Annotated in this window: 16 protein-coding genes and 2 tRNA genes; 12 read left to right on the top strand and 6 right to left on the bottom strand. The window is 66.0% G+C overall.

What is annotated here, in order from left to right:
• Positions 1–26: 26 nt before the first annotated feature.
• Positions 27–1,853: an FAD-binding protein gene (locus NJQ98_RS08180; RefSeq protein WP_262177702.1), complete on the top strand. Its 1,827-nt coding sequence runs from the start codon at positions 27–29 to the stop codon at positions 1,851–1,853.
• Positions 1,854–1,860: 7 nt separating this feature from the next.
• On the opposite strand, the gene NJQ98_RS08175 is transcribed toward NJQ98_RS08180, so the two are convergent.
• Positions 1,861–2,214, bottom strand: a complete 354-nt coding sequence (locus NJQ98_RS08175; RefSeq protein WP_284438478.1) for a cupin domain-containing protein — start codon at positions 2,212–2,214, stop codon at positions 1,861–1,863.
• 94 nt (positions 2,215–2,308) lie between these two features.
• Here NJQ98_RS08175 and NJQ98_RS08170 point away from each other — a divergent pair.
• Positions 2,309–2,410 (top strand) — tRNA-OTHER (locus tag NJQ98_RS08170).
• Between the two features lie 493 nt (positions 2,411–2,903).
• Here NJQ98_RS08170 and NJQ98_RS08165 read toward each other — a convergent pair.
• A tRNA-Leu gene (locus NJQ98_RS08165) sits at positions 2,904–2,988 on the bottom strand.
• Positions 2,989–3,120: 132 nt separating this feature from the next.
• Here NJQ98_RS08165 and NJQ98_RS08160 point away from each other — a divergent pair.
• Together NJQ98_RS08160 and NJQ98_RS08155 are read left to right on the top strand one after the other, a co-directional pair.
• On the top strand, positions 3,121–3,621 hold the full coding sequence (locus NJQ98_RS08160) for a helix-turn-helix domain-containing protein (RefSeq protein ID WP_262177699.1): 501 nt from the start codon (positions 3,121–3,123) through the stop codon (positions 3,619–3,621).
• 133 nt (positions 3,622–3,754) lie between these two features.
• The gene (locus tag NJQ98_RS08155) at positions 3,755–4,297 is read left to right on the top strand and encodes an HAD family hydrolase (protein WP_262177698.1); all 543 of its coding nucleotides are present in this window, start codon (positions 3,755–3,757) and stop codon (positions 4,295–4,297) included.
• Here NJQ98_RS08155 and NJQ98_RS08150 read toward each other — a convergent pair.
• Positions 4,276–4,503: a DUF5822 domain-containing protein gene (locus tag NJQ98_RS08150; RefSeq protein WP_262177697.1), complete on the bottom strand. Its 228-nt coding sequence runs from the start codon at positions 4,501–4,503 to the stop codon at positions 4,276–4,278. The genes NJQ98_RS08155 and NJQ98_RS08150 overlap by 22 nt on opposite strands.
• Positions 4,504–4,587: 84 nt before the next feature.
• On the opposite strand from NJQ98_RS08150, the gene NJQ98_RS08145 reads away from it, so the two are divergent.
• The 4 genes from NJQ98_RS08145 to bioB all read left to right on the top strand — a co-directional run bounded on the left by NJQ98_RS08145 (position 4,588) and on the right by bioB (position 8,421).
• Positions 4,588–4,809 carry a DUF8149 family protein gene (locus tag NJQ98_RS08145; RefSeq protein WP_262177695.1) on the top strand — a complete coding sequence of 74 codons (222 nt, stop codon included), beginning with the start codon at positions 4,588–4,590 and terminating at the stop codon, positions 4,807–4,809.
• Between the two features lie 25 nt (positions 4,810–4,834).
• Positions 4,835–5,644, top strand: coding sequence for a 3-methyl-2-oxobutanoate hydroxymethyltransferase (gene panB / locus NJQ98_RS08140; RefSeq protein ID WP_262177693.1), 810 nt, complete (start codon positions 4,835–4,837; stop codon positions 5,642–5,644).
• A gap of 177 nt (positions 5,645–5,821) precedes the next feature.
• Positions 5,822–7,135, top strand: a complete 1,314-nt coding sequence (locus NJQ98_RS08135) for a cation:proton antiporter (RefSeq protein ID WP_262177692.1) — start codon at positions 5,822–5,824, stop codon at positions 7,133–7,135.
• 170 nt (positions 7,136–7,305) lie between these two features.
• Complete coding sequence (gene bioB / locus NJQ98_RS08130) at positions 7,306–8,421, top strand: biotin synthase BioB (RefSeq protein WP_262177690.1); 1,116 nt, start codon at positions 7,306–7,308, stop codon at positions 8,419–8,421.
• 239 nt (positions 8,422–8,660) lie between these two features.
• Here the strand turns inward: bioB and NJQ98_RS08125 are convergent, their stop codons facing one another.
• Both NJQ98_RS08125 and acs read right to left on the bottom strand, forming a co-directional pair.
• Positions 8,661–9,731 (bottom strand): phosphotransacetylase family protein, encoded by a 1,071-nt coding sequence (locus NJQ98_RS08125; RefSeq protein ID WP_262177688.1) that lies wholly within the window; start codon positions 9,729–9,731, stop codon positions 8,661–8,663.
• Positions 9,728–11,833: an acetate--CoA ligase alpha subunit gene (gene acs / locus NJQ98_RS08120; RefSeq protein ID WP_262177687.1), complete on the bottom strand. Its 2,106-nt coding sequence runs from the start codon at positions 11,831–11,833 to the stop codon at positions 9,728–9,730. Before acs ends, NJQ98_RS08125 begins: the two co-directional genes overlap by 4 nt.
• A 129-nt stretch (positions 11,834–11,962) precedes the next feature.
• Here acs and NJQ98_RS08115 point away from each other — a divergent pair, with 129 nt between their 5' ends.
• On the top strand, positions 11,963–12,343 hold the full coding sequence (locus NJQ98_RS08115) for a DUF8048 family protein (RefSeq protein ID WP_262177686.1): 381 nt from the start codon (positions 11,963–11,965) through the stop codon (positions 12,341–12,343).
• A 124-nt stretch (positions 12,344–12,467) separates the two neighbouring features.
• Complete coding sequence (gene dpsA / locus NJQ98_RS08110) at positions 12,468–13,001, top strand: DNA starvation/stationary phase protection protein DpsA (RefSeq protein ID WP_262177684.1); 534 nt, start codon at positions 12,468–12,470, stop codon at positions 12,999–13,001.
• A 63-nt stretch (positions 13,002–13,064) separates the two neighbouring features.
• On the opposite strand, the gene NJQ98_RS08105 is transcribed toward dpsA, so the two are convergent.
• A complete protein-coding gene (locus tag NJQ98_RS08105; RefSeq protein WP_262177682.1) occupies positions 13,065–13,226 on the bottom strand; it encodes a hypothetical protein in 162 nt (53 codons plus the stop codon).
• Positions 13,227–13,317: 91 nt separating this feature from the next.
• Here NJQ98_RS08105 and NJQ98_RS08100 point away from each other — a divergent pair, with 91 nt between their 5' ends.
• Together NJQ98_RS08100 and NJQ98_RS08095 are read left to right on the top strand one after the other, a co-directional pair.
• A complete protein-coding gene (locus NJQ98_RS08100) occupies positions 13,318–13,869 on the top strand; it encodes a DUF7547 family protein (protein WP_262177681.1) in 552 nt (183 codons plus the stop codon).
• Between the two features lie 74 nt (positions 13,870–13,943).
• Positions 13,944–14,423, top strand: a complete 480-nt coding sequence (locus tag NJQ98_RS08095) for an HTH domain-containing protein (protein WP_262177679.1) — start codon at positions 13,944–13,946, stop codon at positions 14,421–14,423.
• Positions 14,424–14,492 lie beyond the last annotated feature (69 nt).

Genomic DNA, 14,492 nt, shown 5'->3' with positions numbered 1-14,492 from the left:
GACCCCCAGAGAACCTTTACCACACAATGTACGAACACGACGTCATCGTGGTCGGCGCGGGCGGCGCCGGCCTCAGAGCGGCTATCGCAGCGGACGAGGAGGGCGCCGACGTGGCCCTCGTGACCAAACTGCATCCGGTTCGAAGCCACACGGGCGCAGCCGAAGGCGGTATCAACGCCGCGCTTCAGGAGGGCGACTCCTGGGACCTCCACGCGTACGACACCATCAAGGGCGCGGACTACCTGGCCGACGCGCCGGCCGTCGACACGTTCGCGAAGTCCGCGCCCGAGGAGGTCATCCAGATAGAACACTGGGGGATGCCCTTCTCCCGTGAGGACGACGGCCGCGTCTCACAGCGACCCTTCGGCGGGATGTCGTTCCCGCGGACCACCTACGCCGGCGCCGAGACCGGTCACCACCTGCTCCACACGATGTACGAGCAGGCGGTCAAGCGCGGCATCGAGGTGTACGACGAGTGGTACGTCACCAACCTCGCGGTGACGGACCACGAGAACCCCGAGGACCGCGAGTGTCACGGCTGTGTCGCCTACGACATCAAGTCCGGCGAGATTCACGGGTTCAAGGCCAACAACGGCGTCATCCTCGCCACTGGTGGCCTCGGGCAGGCCTTCGACCACACGACCAACGCCGTCGCCAACACCGGCGACGGCTGTGCGATGGCCTACCGCGCCGGCGTCCCGATGGAGGACATGGAGATGATTCAGTTCCACCCGACGACGCTCCCGTCGACGGGGGTACTCATCTCCGAGGGTGTCCGCGGCGAGGGCGGCATCCTCTACAACGGGGAGGAAGAGCGGTTCATGTTCGAGTACGGCTACGCGAACAACGACGGCGAACTCGCCTCCCGCGACGTGGTCTCCCGGGCCGAACTCACCGAGATAAACGAGGGCCGGGGCATCGATGACGAGCACGTCGACCTCGACATGCGCCACCTGGGCGAGGAGCGCATCCTCGACCGGCTGGAGAACATCCTCCACCTCGCGGAGGACTTCGAGGGTGTCGACGGGCTCGACGAACCGATGCCGGTCAAGCCCGGACAGCACTACGCCATGGGCGGCATCGAGTGCAACGAGAATGGCGAGACCTGCATCGACGGGCTCTACGCCGCCGGCGAGACCGCGTGTGTCTCGCTGCACGGCGCGAACCGCCTCGGCGGGAACGCGCTCCCCGAACTGCTCGTCTTCGGCGCCCGCGCCGGCTGGCACGCCGCCGGCAAGGACATGAAAGCGGCCGAAATCGGCACCGGCCCCTCCGCCAAGAGCGAGGACGGCGCGGTCCAGCCGCCGGTCGAGCCGGGCGCTGTCGACGCCGGCAGCGAGGACGTCGTCGCCGACGGCGCCGCGGTGGAGCCGACCGCAGTCATCGAGAACGCGGTTGACAACGAGCGCACCCGAATCGAGACGCTGCTGGAGGACGACGGCATCAACCACGCGAACGTCCGCGCGGACGTCCAGCAGACGATGACGGAGAACGTCAACGTCTTCCGGGAGAAAGAGAGCCTCGAGGACGCGCTTCGGGACCTCCGCGAGGCCCGGAAGGCCTACGAGGACGTGGCCGTCTCGGACCCTTCGCGGACCTACAACACCGACCTCATCCACACCATCGAGACGCGCAACATCCTCGACGTGGCCGAGGCCATCACCCTCGGGGCGCTGGCCCGCGAGGAGTTCCGCGGGGCCCACTGGCGCGCGGAACACCAGGAGCGCAAGGACGACGAGTGGATCAAACACACGATGCTGGCCTGGAACGACGGCACGCCGGAGCTGTACTACAAACCGGTCGAACTCGAAGGCGACGAGGAGACCTACGAGCCGAAAGAGCGTAGCTACTGACCGCGTCTTACGGTGCGCCGACGAGGACGAACAGGCTCTCCCGGTCGCCGTTCCGTATCTGCCGTCTCGCGTCCGGATCGATTCTGAGCGCGTCGCCCGCCTCTAGCTCGACTGGCTCACCGTCTATATCGACCGTCGCCGCCCCTTCGACGAGCACGTACACCTCCTCGTGGCCTTTGCTGCCGTGATTGTGTTCCTTCCCCGTCCAGCCCGGCTCGCACTCGACGATGGTGACCCCGAGGTTCGAACATTCGAGCGGGTCCCGCATGAAGTGTATCGCGTCGCCGATTGGGTCGACGTCCTCGTAGTTGATTCGTGTATATCTCACGATATGACAATCGAACGGAACCCACAAATACATACTGCCGAGCGCGCCGAACTGTGCCGGGAACGTGGCCGGCCGGTGTAGTCCCCCGTCACATATTTGTTCCCGACAGACCTACTGGGTATCGTTCGGAAGGGTGGCTCAGTGGTAGAGCGCTGCCGGCCAAATGCCAGAAAACGGCCTGGTAGTTTCCCTCGCAGGGCTCCGCGTGGTTCGAATCCCGCCCCTTCCATCGTGCTCCGAACGGATGTGAGGAGCCGATGGTATCCGGGATTCGAAAACGCAAATCGCAGTGGCCGAACGGCGTGAGGCCGACCGTCTTGCCTCGGTTCGAATCCCGCCCCTTCCACTCTGTCACTAACGGACGTGAGCGACGAGTGACGACAGCGGTATCCGCGAGCCACAGGGGCTGTGCGGAGCTAAGCAACTGAAACGAGCGGCCGACGGCGTTTCCCGCTTGGGAACGGCTGTTACGGAGAGTGGACTCGTAACTACCGGTCAGTTAAAAGTATGGAAAGTGGGGGTGGGGGTGGGGGGTAGTGGCACCAAAACGGTGCCATGGCAATAATTGACGTGTGCATGATTAAAAAGCCACCGGCTAAATTATCACAGTTGAATTTCGTAGGCCAACGAGCCTCCCAGAACTGCGTTCGTGTTCGACCCGTTCGAAGACTCTCCGCTCGTCAGCAACGCAGTCGCTCGCGGAGTGGCTCGCGACAGAAGTATGCGTGGGACCGGATTCGAACCGGCGGACCCCTACGGGACAGCGCCCTCAACGCTGCGCCGTTGGCCTGGCTTGGCTACCCACGCTTGCTGCGTCTTACTGCAATAAATCGTATCCCGCGGTCGGATAAAAGGGCTTTCGTTTACGTCCCGGTCCGGGAGGGCTTGCCACTCCGTCGAACCGGACGTTTCAAATATGACGAAACCGCTACCGGGGGCATGGCCAAATACTCGACCGGCAGCGGGGGCGACAGCGCCGGCGGGAGCTGCGAACTCTGCGGCGCCGAGGGCGACACACAGACCGCCAGCGTCGCCGGCGCGACGCTGGAGCTCTGTGGTGACTGCGCACAGAACCACGGCGAGACCGACCGGAGCCAGGGCGGGAGCGACACGTCGGAGGACCAGGAGCGCAGACGGCGCGCGGCCCAGAACGCCGCGAAGATGCAGGACTCCCAGTCCGCCGACAGCTCCCACTGGGAGGACGGCGCCGACTACGACGCCGACCAGCTCCCCTACCTGGTCAGCGACTACGGGTCCCGCGTCACCGACGCCCGACAGGACGCGGGCCTCAAGACCGGGGAACTCGCCGACGAGCTGGACCTCTCCGAAGACGACGTTCTCGCCGTCGAGCAGGGCCGCGCAGTTCAGGCGAACGTCAAGGGCTCGACCATCGCCGAAATCGAAGGGTTTCTCGACATCGAACTCGCCGAGTCCCGGTAGCTATCGCAACCACTGAAGAGCGATACACACGCTCCCACAGTCGGAGCGCGAACGGGATTTTACCGTTTCGAGCGGTACGATAGCGCTATCGACACGCCGAAGCGCATTTGCGAAGCGGCGCCGTACCACCGCTGTGACTCACGACGCGGTCGTCTACGACCTCGACGGGACGCTGGTCGACCTCGCCGTCGACTGGGAGATAGTGACCAGCGACGTCGCCGCCGTTCTCAGGGACAACGGGATTTCCCCCGACGGAGCGGACCTCTGGGGGCTGCTGGAACTGGCCGAGACGACCGGCCATCGGGAGGCCGTCGAGGCGACAATCGCCGAGTACGAGCGCGCGGGCGCTCGCAGGTCGACGCGGCTGGCTCTCGCCGACGGCCTCCCACACGACGTTCCCGTGGGCGTCTGTTCGCTGAACGCGGAGTCGGCCTGCCGAGTGGCGCTTGACGTACACGACATAGCGGACGCGATAGCGTCGGTCGTCGGACGGGACACGCTGGGCTCTGAGAAGCCGGACCCCGAGGGGCTCCTGACGGTTGCCGACGCGCTCGGAACGCCGGCGGAGTCGACGGTGTTCGTCGGTGACTCCGAGCGGGACAGGGAGGCGGCACGCCGCGCGGGGATGGCGTTTGCCTGGGCGCAGGAGTTCGATCAGCGACGGTATCGGGCGTAGAGGTAGACGGAGACGGCGGTCAGTATCCAGATGACCGCGCCGACGCGGACCGCGAACATCGCGCGGCTGGTCCACGTCGGGAGCCGGGTCCCGAGCGAGGCGGCGGCGACGACGGGCGACCCCAGCAGGATGGTCGTCACGAAGGTGGTCTGCATCACCCAGCCGAAGTCGACGCCGTCGGGGTCCGTTTTCTCGACTGCTGGCACGGCCGTGTGTTCCGAGCGGGGTGGCAAGGCGGTTGCGGTTCGGGAGTCGACTCTTATTTCCCCGCCCGTCGCAAACCGCCGGCTATGACTGCCGACGGAGATATACCCGAGATACCGGTCGTCTGTACGGCCTGTGAGACGCGCACGCAGGTCCCGTTCGAGGACGTCGAGGCGGCCGTGGAACGGCACAACGAACAGCTCCACGACGGCGATGCCGTCGCCGAGGTCGACCCCGAGATACTGGAGGCGCTCACGGACCGGCTCGGCCGTGACATGGGGCTGCTCGGCGACGACCCGAACACGTAATACCCCGGAGCGCCCGGCCACGCACATGACCACGGTTCGGGACGTGCAGGAGATGGCCGGTGACGAACAGATTGCGATGCTGACGGCCTACGACGCGGCGACGGCGGCACTCGTCGAGGGCGCCGGGGTAGACATGATTCTCGTCGGCGACAGCGTGGGCAACGCCGTGCTGGGCTACGAGGACACGCTTCCGGTCACCGTCGACGAGATAGCCTCCCGGGTCGGCGCCGTGGCGCGGGGGACCGACGACGCCCTGGTCGTCGCCGATATGCCGTTCCTCTCTATCGGCGCGGACGAGGCCGAGAGCGTGAAAAACTGCGGGCGGATGCTCAAGGAGGAAGGCGCCAACGCCGTCAAACTGGAGTCGGGCCCCCACACCGTCGAACTCACCGAGCGGCTCGACGACCTGGGTATCCCCGTGATGGCGCATCTGGGTCTGACACCCCAGAGCGTGAATCAGACCGGCTACACCCAGCAGGCGACCGACCGGGAAGAGGCCACGGAGATACTCGAACTCGCGCGGGCCCACGAGGACGCCGGCGCGTTCGCGCTCGTGCTCGAACACGTCCCAACGAACCTCGGCGCACAGGTCACCGAAGCCCTCGATATTCCGACCATCGGCATCGGCGCCGGCGGTGACTGTGACGGGCAAGTGCTCGTCTTTACCGACGTGGTGGGACTGGCCGAGTCGTCGCCGCCCTTCGCCGAGCAGTTCGGCGACGTTCGAAGCGAAGTCAGGTCCGCTGTCGGCGACTACGTCGACGCCGTCGAGTCGGGCGAGTTCCCCGGCGAGCAACACGCGGACACGGCCGAGGACCTCGAAGACCTGTACTGAGGCCGGGGCAGACGGTATTTACGGTCGTTGACACCGCCGGGTCGAGCATTGCCCATCGCGGCAATGAGGCCGGTTCCGCGCTGTCGGGAACGAGCCGGCGCTACTGAACTGCGAGCCGTCCAAAGCTGACAATTCTCCAATAGTATTTTCACCGGTGGGTTCGCTAGTCACGACCGGATGGCCGTATACGAAGTCATTCTGACGCTCGTCGGTCTCGCCATGTTCGGGGCAGTGGTCTTGCCGCGGGTGCTCGCAGACGAGCCGCTGTCGTTCCCTATCATATACGTGGCCGCCGGCGCGATACTGTTCTCGTTGCCCCTCGGCGTCGAAATCCCGGACCCCGCCACACACGGGGACATCGCCAAACGGCTCACCGAGTTCGTCGTGATAATCGCCCTAATGGGAGCGGGGTTGAAACTCGACCGCCCGTTCGATTGGCACGCCTGGTCGAACACGTGGCGACTGCTCGGCGTGACGATGCTGCTCACTATCGCCGCTACCGCGCTCCTCGGGTGGGGCGTCCTCGGAATGTTGCTCCCGACAGCGATTCTTCTCGGTGCCGTCGTCGCACCCACCGACCCCGTGCTGGCTTCGGACGTACAGGCGTCACCGCCGACCGAAGCGGTAGACGAGGAGATGGACCCGGCGGACCAGGAGGGCGAAATCAGGTTCACACTGACGTCGGAAGCGGGGCTCAACGACGGGCTGGCGTTCCCCTTCACACACCTCGCTATCGCGATGGCCGCCGCGACCGGGGCGTCGTCGCTGGAGTGGGTCGGCGAGTGGTTTCTCGTTCACGTGCTCTACGAGATTACTGTCGGTATCGTCATCGGCTATCTCGCCGGACGGGTCGTCGCCCGGGTCATCTTCCGCGGCCCCGTCACGACGCAGCTCGGCAAAGTCATGGAGGGGGCGGAAGCGCTGGCGGCGACGCTCTTCACGTACGGCGTGACCGAACTCCTCAACGGATACGGGTTCATCGCAGTGTTCGTCGCCGCGCTGACGCTCCGGCACTACGAGTGGAGACACGAGTACTACGAAGCACTCCACGATTACGCCGAGATGGTGGAACGTATCGTGATGGCGGCCGTCCTGGTGCTGTTCGGCGGGGTAATCGTCGGCGGGCTCTTCGCCCCGCTAACCTGGGTCGAAGTGGTGGTCGGTCTCGTCCTCGTCTTCGTGGTCCGTCCGGTGGCGGGGCTGGTCGGACTGGTCGGAACCCCCATGCCGTGGAAGGAACGCATCGTCGTCTCCTCGTTCGGTATCCGTGGCATCGGGTCGTTCTACTACCTCGCGTTCGCCCTCACCGAGGCGGGGTTCGAGGAGCGACAGCTGCTCGTCGCCGCCGAGGTGCTGTGGGCGCTGGTCGGATTCGTGGTTCTCACCTCTATCGTCGTTCACGGCGTCTCGGTCAATCCAGTGATGAACTGGCTCGACCACGCCCGAGACGCGCCGTCCGGCGAACCCGGGGAGGACCAGAGCCCGGAATAGTGAGTTGGTGTTCCAATGCCCGTAGCCAATCACGCGGGTGATGTCCGAAGGGGAACAGCACGTCTCCGAGCAACGCGCCGACACGCTCGGCTGGACGGAGTGTGCGGTCCCGGTGAGCTGAGACGCCCGCCACCCGAATCCTTATCAGGCCGTCAACTGACATTTGACCCGTGGTTTACGAAACGGGTAACAGGACTGTCGACGACGCAGTGCGGCGCGTACTGGACGGGGAGACGCTCGACCGGCGGGACGGGCTAGCGCTGATCGCCCAGCCCGTCGACGCAGTCGCCGCGGGCGCGGACGCCGTACGCGCCGCGCTGGGCGATGGCACCGTCGACGCCTGCTCCATCGTGAACGCGAAGGCCGGCAACTGCGCGGAGGACTGTGGCTTCTGTGCCCAGTCTGTCCACTTCGACACCGGCATCGACGACTACGGCTTCCTCGGGCCGGAGAAGATACTCGAAGCCGCAAAGCGGGCCGAGCGGGACGGCTCCCAGCGGTTCGGCATCGTCCTCGCCGAGAAGGGCGTCTCCAAGGAACGGCGCCCAGAGGAGTGGGAGGAGGTACTGGAGGCCATCCGACTCGTGCGGGACGAGACCGACGTGGAGGTCGACGCCTCGCTCGGCATCCTGACCGAGGAGGAGGCCGCGATTCTGGCCGAGGAAGGGCTCAACCACTACAATCACAACATCGAGACCTCCCCGCGATACTTCCCCGAAGTCGTCGGAACCCACAGCTTCGAGGACCGCGTCGAGACGCTGGAGGTCGCCAAGGAGGCCGGGATGGACCTCTGTGCCGGCGTCATCCTGGGGATGGGCGAGTCCCCGACCGACCGCGTGGACGCCGCCGTGGCCCTCCAGGACATCGGCGTCGCCTCGCTCCCGGTGAACGTCCTCAACCCCGTCAAGGGGACGCCGATGGCCGAACGGGGTCTCCCCGACATCACGACCGAAGAAGTCGTCAGGACCGTCGCCGTCTACCGGCTCTTACATCCGGATGCCCGCGTGCGGCTGACCGGCGGCCGCGAGGCCAACCTCGACACCGAGGGCCAGGTCGCCGCCCTGGAGGCGGGCGCGGACGGCATCCTCACCGGCGACTACCTGACGACCGAGGGCCAGTCCCCCGCCGACGACATCGAAATCGTCGAGGAAGCCGGCCTGGAGCCCAACACGGGAACGAACGAGTTCGACCCCGAGCGGGTCAAAGAGCGCGGCGACGACGCGACCGCGCCCGAGACCGCGGCAGGCAGCGCACAGAGCAACGCCGAACTGCAGTCCGACGGCTGAGTGGGGCTACGGCGCTGTACCGGTCCTTTCGAGGTCAGCGGAAATACTGAAGCCGCGCACAAAGGGAACAAGTCGGGGACCGGAGTCCCCGAACGTGTGACACTACGGAGCCGGAGAGGCTCCACCCATAATTAGCGGGCCGATAACCAAAAAGGTGAGGTGAGTTTCGACTGGAGATTTCGGGGGATGACCGCGCTGTAGCCCGTTATCAAAGCCTGAAACCGCAGCGGAAACGGTGGCTACTCCGAGAGCCGGAGCAAGGAGTTGACGTCGACGCCGTCGCCGAGGAGCTCCTGCATCCGCGTGACGGTCTCCGCGTCGCGGGTGCGCCCCGAGTGGAGCACGTCCTCCACTCGGTCGATAGTGGTCCGGGTGTCGGACTGGACCAGCAGGATGGGCACGTTCTCCTTCTCGGCCCGGCCCAGCACGGCGCTGGCCGGCCGGAATCCGCCGGTCAGCAACAGCGCCTTGATTCCCGACGCCTCCAGGGCGGCCGTCTGGACCTCCGAGCGGTCGCCGCCGCTTATCATCACGGCGTCGCGCGTCCGCCGGAACTGGTCGAGGGCCTTGTTGCCGCCCATCGCGCCCACAGTGAACCGCTCGACGTGAACGTCGGTCGGGGCCTCGCTGGTGAGCACGTCCGCGCCCAGGCTGCGGGCGAGGTCGCCGACGGTGATGCCGGAGAGGTCCTGCACCCGCGGGAGCGCGCCGTAGACCGACACGCCACGCCCTTCGAGGAAGGGGATGACGTCGTCGACGAGTTCGTCCATGGCCGACTCGGTGACGCCGTTGAACACGACCCCGGAGAGCCGCTCGCCCAGCTGGTCGGCCGCGGCGAGCACCTCGTCCGCGTCGGCGGGCGTCGTGTAGCCACAGACCAGCAACACGCGGGCGTCGATTGCCTCGGCGATGTCCGCGTCGGTGAGGTCGACGATGCCGCCCGTCTCCAGGCGGTCGCTCCCCTCGACGAGCATCGTATCCCGGTCCTCCGACAGCTTCTCGAAGTTCTCGATGACGCGCTCGCGCAGTTCCGCGGGGTCCTCGCGGCCGCGGACGGCCTCCTTGACGAAGGTCGGCGAGTAGACGATGGGCTCCATCTCGTGTATCTCGGCGTCGAAGTCCAACAGCTCGCGCGCGAGCATCGGGTCCTCGTCGCGGGTCTTGCCGACGGCGCTCTGGAGCCGCGTCCCCTTCGGTTTCATGTAGCCGACGTCCCTGTCGGCCGCCTGTGCGGCCTTCGCGAGCGCGATGGTGATTGCTGTCTTGCCGATGCCTTCTTCGGTTGATGTGACGAGTAGCGTGTCGGTCATAGTTCCTCCTGGTCGAGCGTGAGCCGCAGGTCGACCGCCTTGACGCCGTCGGGCGTCGCGACGAGCGGGTTGATGTCCAGTTCGACGATGGCCGGGAAGTCGGTGACCAGCTGCGAGAGCCGCTGGACCGTCTCGACGAGGGCGTCCCTGTCGACCGGTTCGCGGCCCCGTGCCCCTTGCAACAGCGGCGCGGATTCGATGTCGTCAAGCATGGCACTGGCCTCGGGCTCGCTGACTGGCGCGACCCTGACGGTTGTATCTTCGAGGACCTCCACGAAAATACCACCGAGGCCAAAGAGCAGTAGCGGGCCGAACTGCGGGTCCCGGTTCATCCCGAGGATGGTCTCGGTGCCCGCCTCAAGGTCGACCATCTCCTGGACCTGCACGCCCAGGATGGTGGCGTCGGACTGGTAGTTCCGTGCCCGGACGACGAGGTCCTCGTAGGTGTCCCGGACCTCCTCGGGCGGGACGCCGACCTCGACGCCGCCGATGTCCGACTTGTGGAGGATGTCGGGGCTGACGATTTTCATCACCACGTCGTCGCCGATGTCCTCGGCGATGGCCTCGGCCTCGCCGGGCGAGTCGACGACGGCGCCCTGCGGGGTCGGGATGCCGTAGGCGTCGAGCAGCTCCATCGCCTCGACGCCCAGGCGGTTCGTGTCCCGGCGGGTCGCGCTCTGGAGGATTTCGCGGGCGCGCTCGCGGTCCACGTCGAAGGTGTCCGGCTCCTGGAACTCCCGTTCGGAGATGTTGCGGTACTCGGTCAGGGCGTCCAGGCTGCCGACGGCGCGGGCGGGGTCGAAGTACTGTGGGATGCCCGCCCGTGCGAGGATCTCCTGGCCGGCGCCGACGGACTTGCCGCCCATCAGCGTCGTCGCGACGGGCAGCCCGCTCTCCCGTTGTTTCTCGACGACGACCTCGGCCAGCTCCTCGAAGGAGAGCACGGCGGTCGGGCAGGCGACGACGACGGCCATCGAGACGTTCTCGTCGGCCAGGACGGTCTCCAGGGCCGACTCGAACCGTTCCGCGGGGGCGTCCCCGATGATGTCGACCGGGTTGTAGATGTTGGCCGCCTCGGGCATCGTCTCCTGGAGCGTCTCGAAGGTGTCGTCCGAGAACTCAGCGAGCGAGAGGTCCGAGTCGCCCACCGCGTCGGTCGTCATCACGCCGGGCCCGCCGGCGTTCGTGACGATGGCGATTTCCTCGCCGTCGGGCAGCGGCTGGCCCGAGAGAATCTGCGCGTAGTCGAACAGCTCCTGGACGGACTCGACGCGCAGCGTTCCGGCCTGTTCGAGGCCGGCCTCGTAGGCCCGCTCGGAGCCGGCCATCGCCCCCGTGTGGGAGGCGGCGGCGGAGGCCCCGGCGTCGGTGCGACCGGACTTCACGACGACGATGGGCGTGTCCTGTGTCACCTCACGCGAGGTGCGAATGAACTCCCCGCCGTCCTCGATGTCCTCCAGATAGCCCAGGATGACGTCCGTCTCGGGGTCCTCGCCCCACTCCTCGACGAAGTCGCCCTCGTCCAGTATCGCCTTGTTGCCCAGCGAGACGATGTCCTTGAAGCCCACGTCGCGCTCGGCGGCCCAGTCCAGGACGGCCGTCACGAACGCCCCGGACTGGCTCATGAAGGAGATGTCGCCCTCGTTGGCCATCTCGTTGCCGAAGGTCGCGTTGAGCCCCTTCGGCGTGGACATCACGCCGAGGCTGTTGGGACCCACCAGGTTGAGGTCGTACTCCTCGGCCACCTCGCGGAGCTCCCGCTCGCGGGCGGCCCCGTCGCTGCCGGTCTCGCCGAAGCCGGCGGTGATGACGACGACGTTCCCGATACCGACCTCGCCGGCCTGGCGGATAGCGTCGACGGCGATCTGTGGCGGTACGACGACGACGGCCACGTCGACAGTCCCCGGCGAGTCGACCTCCCCGATACCGTCGCGACAGGGGAGACCGAGGACCTCGTCGGCGTTCGGATTGACCGCCAGAACCTCGCCCTCGTACGATTCAAGCAGGTTCTCCGTGATGGCGCGGCCGACAGAACCCTCCGATTCTGACGCCCCTATCACGGCGACCCGTTCCGGCCCAAAGAGTGTTGATAATCGTCCCATTCCTCTCCCTTGAAGTAGCGAATCCGCGGGCAAATAGCTGCCGAAGCACGGGTATTAACAGGCTTAATCCGGTATGATAGACGGGTCACAAGAACAGAGGCTATGTGGCCGGCCCCCGAAGACGGCCACATGACAGAGGAGACGCTGCTGGCTCCGTTCGACTTGGCAGTGATACGTACGACCGCCCAGCGAAACGACGTCGAAGAGGGCGTCCTGCGGGACGCGCTCGCCAGCCACCAGCGGGCGATGCGGGAGAACCCCGGCGTCGAGGACCTCGTCTACGAGTGGCGAAAGCAGTACGACGACCCGGTGCTCGCGCGCACGCCGGAGCGGTTCGTCCTCGCGCTCCCGCCGACGGTCTGGGAGCAGTACGGCGACCATCTGGAGCTCGACTCCGACGTGTTCGCCGCCCTCACGGCCGTCCACCAGGAACAGACCGTCAGGACGGCGGCCGTGGATTTCTCGGCCATCCCCGACGGCCACACCGCGCTCATTGTCGCCCGGGAGTGACGCCGCGGATGTCGCGGTTACCGTGGCAAAAATAATCATATCGGAAAGGAGGTTTTGTATATTCGAAAAAGGTTTTTTCTGAAGCGAAGTTTTAAGTGCCATCCGCGAGTACGTACGAGTGACAATGGCGACACAAGAGCACGTGAGCCGCGAGTTCGGAACCGTAGAGGAGAACGACCTTCGGCTCGACAAGGAGAAGTCCGAGCAGATCATCGACGCCCTGAACCAGGACCTCGCCGACACGTACGTCCTCTACCATCAGGTCAAGAAACACCACTGGAACGTCGAGGGCGCGGAGTTCCGTGACCTCCACCTGTTCCTCGGTGACGCTGCCGCACACCTCGAAGACGGGGCCGACGAACTGGCCGAGCGCGCGCAGGCGCTGGGCGGGACGCCCATCTCCGGCCCGGCCGCACAGGAGGAACACGCCTCGGTCGAGTACGAGGGCCAGGACATCTACGACATCCGCACGTCGCTCGAACACGACCTCGAAGTGTACGGCGACATCATCGAGTCGGCCCGGGACCACATCGAACTGGCCGAGAACCTCGGCGACCACGCGACGGCCCAGATTCTGCGCGAGATTCTGGTGCAGGTCGAAGAGGACGCCCACCACATCGAGCACTACCTCGCGGACGACACGCTCGTGATGGACTGAACGGGCGACTCAACCGAAAACGCTTCCAGTATTTGATTTTTCGACGGCAGAACTTCGACAGCCTCAGCGCCAGAGATCGACCGTGAGGTCGGTGGCGATCCACCCTTCTTTGTTGTCGCTCTCGGTGAACACTGTCCGTTCCGTGTGGCTCTTGTGTGCGGTCACTGTCGGACAGTCCTCGGTCTCTGCCTCGGGGCCCCGTAGTTCCTCGGCCTTCGTTGCCATTAGCGATGATTAGGCATGCCTAAAGCAAAAAGGGTTTTGGTCTGCCTAATTTCCTCGGCGGGCTTTTGTGTGGGACAGTCCAAGTGGGGGTATGACCGACCCCGACGACGACATCGCCGCCCTGCTGGGGGACCTCGTCAGGACGCTACAGGACCTCCAGGGGGAAGTCGAACCCCGCACTGCGGACGGCCGCCCACGCCCGCCGACACCGAGCGAACTCGTCCGGTTCACCAGCGACGTGACCATTCCGGCCGCGATACTCGTCCTGAAGACTAATATCGAAGCGCTGAAACTGCTCCGCCGGGCCCTGCGACTGGCGGACGGGCGGCCGTCGACAGCGTCGAGTGGCGGCGACGTCCAGGAGCGGGCGACCCAGTTGAGCCGCGCGACGCTGGCCCGGCTCGACGACGCGCTCTCGGACCTCCAGGGGGCCGTGGAGGGACGGCCGCCGGACGCGGAGGCGAGGGAACTGCTGACCGAGGCCAGAGAGCTCCGGGCGTCGCTCGCCGAGCGACTGGCCGAGAGCGAGTCCGTCGCCGGCGACGACTTCGACGGCGAGGGGACCGACGTACCGGTCGACGTCGACGCCGAACTCCGGTCTATCAAGGACGATATGGACGACCCGACGGGCGACGAGGAGTGAGAAGGGATATATAGACAAACATAATTCAAAAAACATAACGTTTTATAATTCCACAGCCGAATCAGTAGGTAGGGATGTCCAAAACCGAGTGTCCACAGACCCGGCGTGCGGAGCTGTTCGTCAGAGCCGACCTCCCCACACCGTCGGAGAAACGTCGAGCCGCGGTCGAGAAGCGGCTCCAGGAACTGCAGTGTGCGGGCGCTATCGACGCCACCGGAACCACGGTGTGGGAGAAGCGCGTTCCGGTCGCGGACGATGACTGTCCCGAACAGACCCGCTACGAGGAGTTCCTCGACTGGGCTATCGAGGCCGGAGCGACCCTCTCGCCCTTCTTCGACACCAGGCTGTGTTACAGCTGGGAGACCGGCGAGAAGCGCACCGAACTCGTGTTGCCCGCGCTGTGTCTCGCCGTCTACGAGGACGACGACCTGGTGCAGGTCGCTCCGTTCGCTCGCGGGGGAACCCCCCGCTCTATCGAGGAGTGTCTCGACGACCTCGAATCGGGTCGGACGCCGCTGACACCCGCCAGCCCGACAGTCTCGACGGCTGATTGAGTCTGACTATCACGGGCACCGATACGGCTATCCCCCGACCCGTCGTAGGGCACTCAACAGGAGTACAGC

It is taken from the genome of Haloarcula laminariae (assembly GCF_025457605.1).
In the GTDB taxonomy this organism is placed as follows: domain Archaea; phylum Halobacteriota; class Halobacteria; order Halobacteriales; family Haloarculaceae; genus Haloarcula; species Haloarcula laminariae.
The sequence above is the reverse complement of the archived record's forward strand: the minus strand, read 5'-3'. Positions and strand labels throughout refer to the sequence as shown.

Excerpts from the sequence above, each read along its gene's own strand:
- NJQ98_RS08180 (WP_262177702.1), top strand. The coding sequence starts at position 27 with ATGTACGAACACGACGTCATCGTGGTCGGCGCGGGCGGCGCCGGCCTC.
- NJQ98_RS08175 (WP_284438478.1), bottom strand. The coding sequence starts at position 2,214 with ATGTATTTGTGGGTTCCGTTCGATTGTCATATCGTGAGATATACACGA.
- NJQ98_RS08160 (WP_262177699.1), top strand. The coding sequence starts at position 3,121 with ATGGCCAAATACTCGACCGGCAGCGGGGGCGACAGCGCCGGCGGGAGC.
- NJQ98_RS08145 (WP_262177695.1), top strand. The coding sequence starts at position 4,588 with ATGACTGCCGACGGAGATATACCCGAGATACCGGTCGTCTGTACGGCC.
- panB (WP_262177693.1), top strand. The coding sequence starts at position 4,835 with ATGACCACGGTTCGGGACGTGCAGGAGATGGCCGGTGACGAACAGATT.
- NJQ98_RS08135 (WP_262177692.1), top strand. The coding sequence starts at position 5,822 with ATGGCCGTATACGAAGTCATTCTGACGCTCGTCGGTCTCGCCATGTTC.
- NJQ98_RS08125 (WP_262177688.1), bottom strand. The coding sequence starts at position 9,731 with ATGACCGACACGCTACTCGTCACATCAACCGAAGAAGGCATCGGCAAG.
- acs (WP_262177687.1), bottom strand. The coding sequence starts at position 11,833 with ATGGGACGATTATCAACACTCTTTGGGCCGGAACGGGTCGCCGTGATA.
- NJQ98_RS08115 (WP_262177686.1), top strand. The coding sequence starts at position 11,963 with ATGACAGAGGAGACGCTGCTGGCTCCGTTCGACTTGGCAGTGATACGT.
- dpsA (WP_262177684.1), top strand. The coding sequence starts at position 12,468 with ATGGCGACACAAGAGCACGTGAGCCGCGAGTTCGGAACCGTAGAGGAG.
- NJQ98_RS08105 (WP_262177682.1), bottom strand. The coding sequence starts at position 13,226 with ATGGCAACGAAGGCCGAGGAACTACGGGGCCCCGAGGCAGAGACCGAG.
- NJQ98_RS08100 (WP_262177681.1), top strand. The coding sequence starts at position 13,318 with ATGACCGACCCCGACGACGACATCGCCGCCCTGCTGGGGGACCTCGTC.
- NJQ98_RS08095 (WP_262177679.1), top strand. The coding sequence starts at position 13,944 with ATGTCCAAAACCGAGTGTCCACAGACCCGGCGTGCGGAGCTGTTCGTC.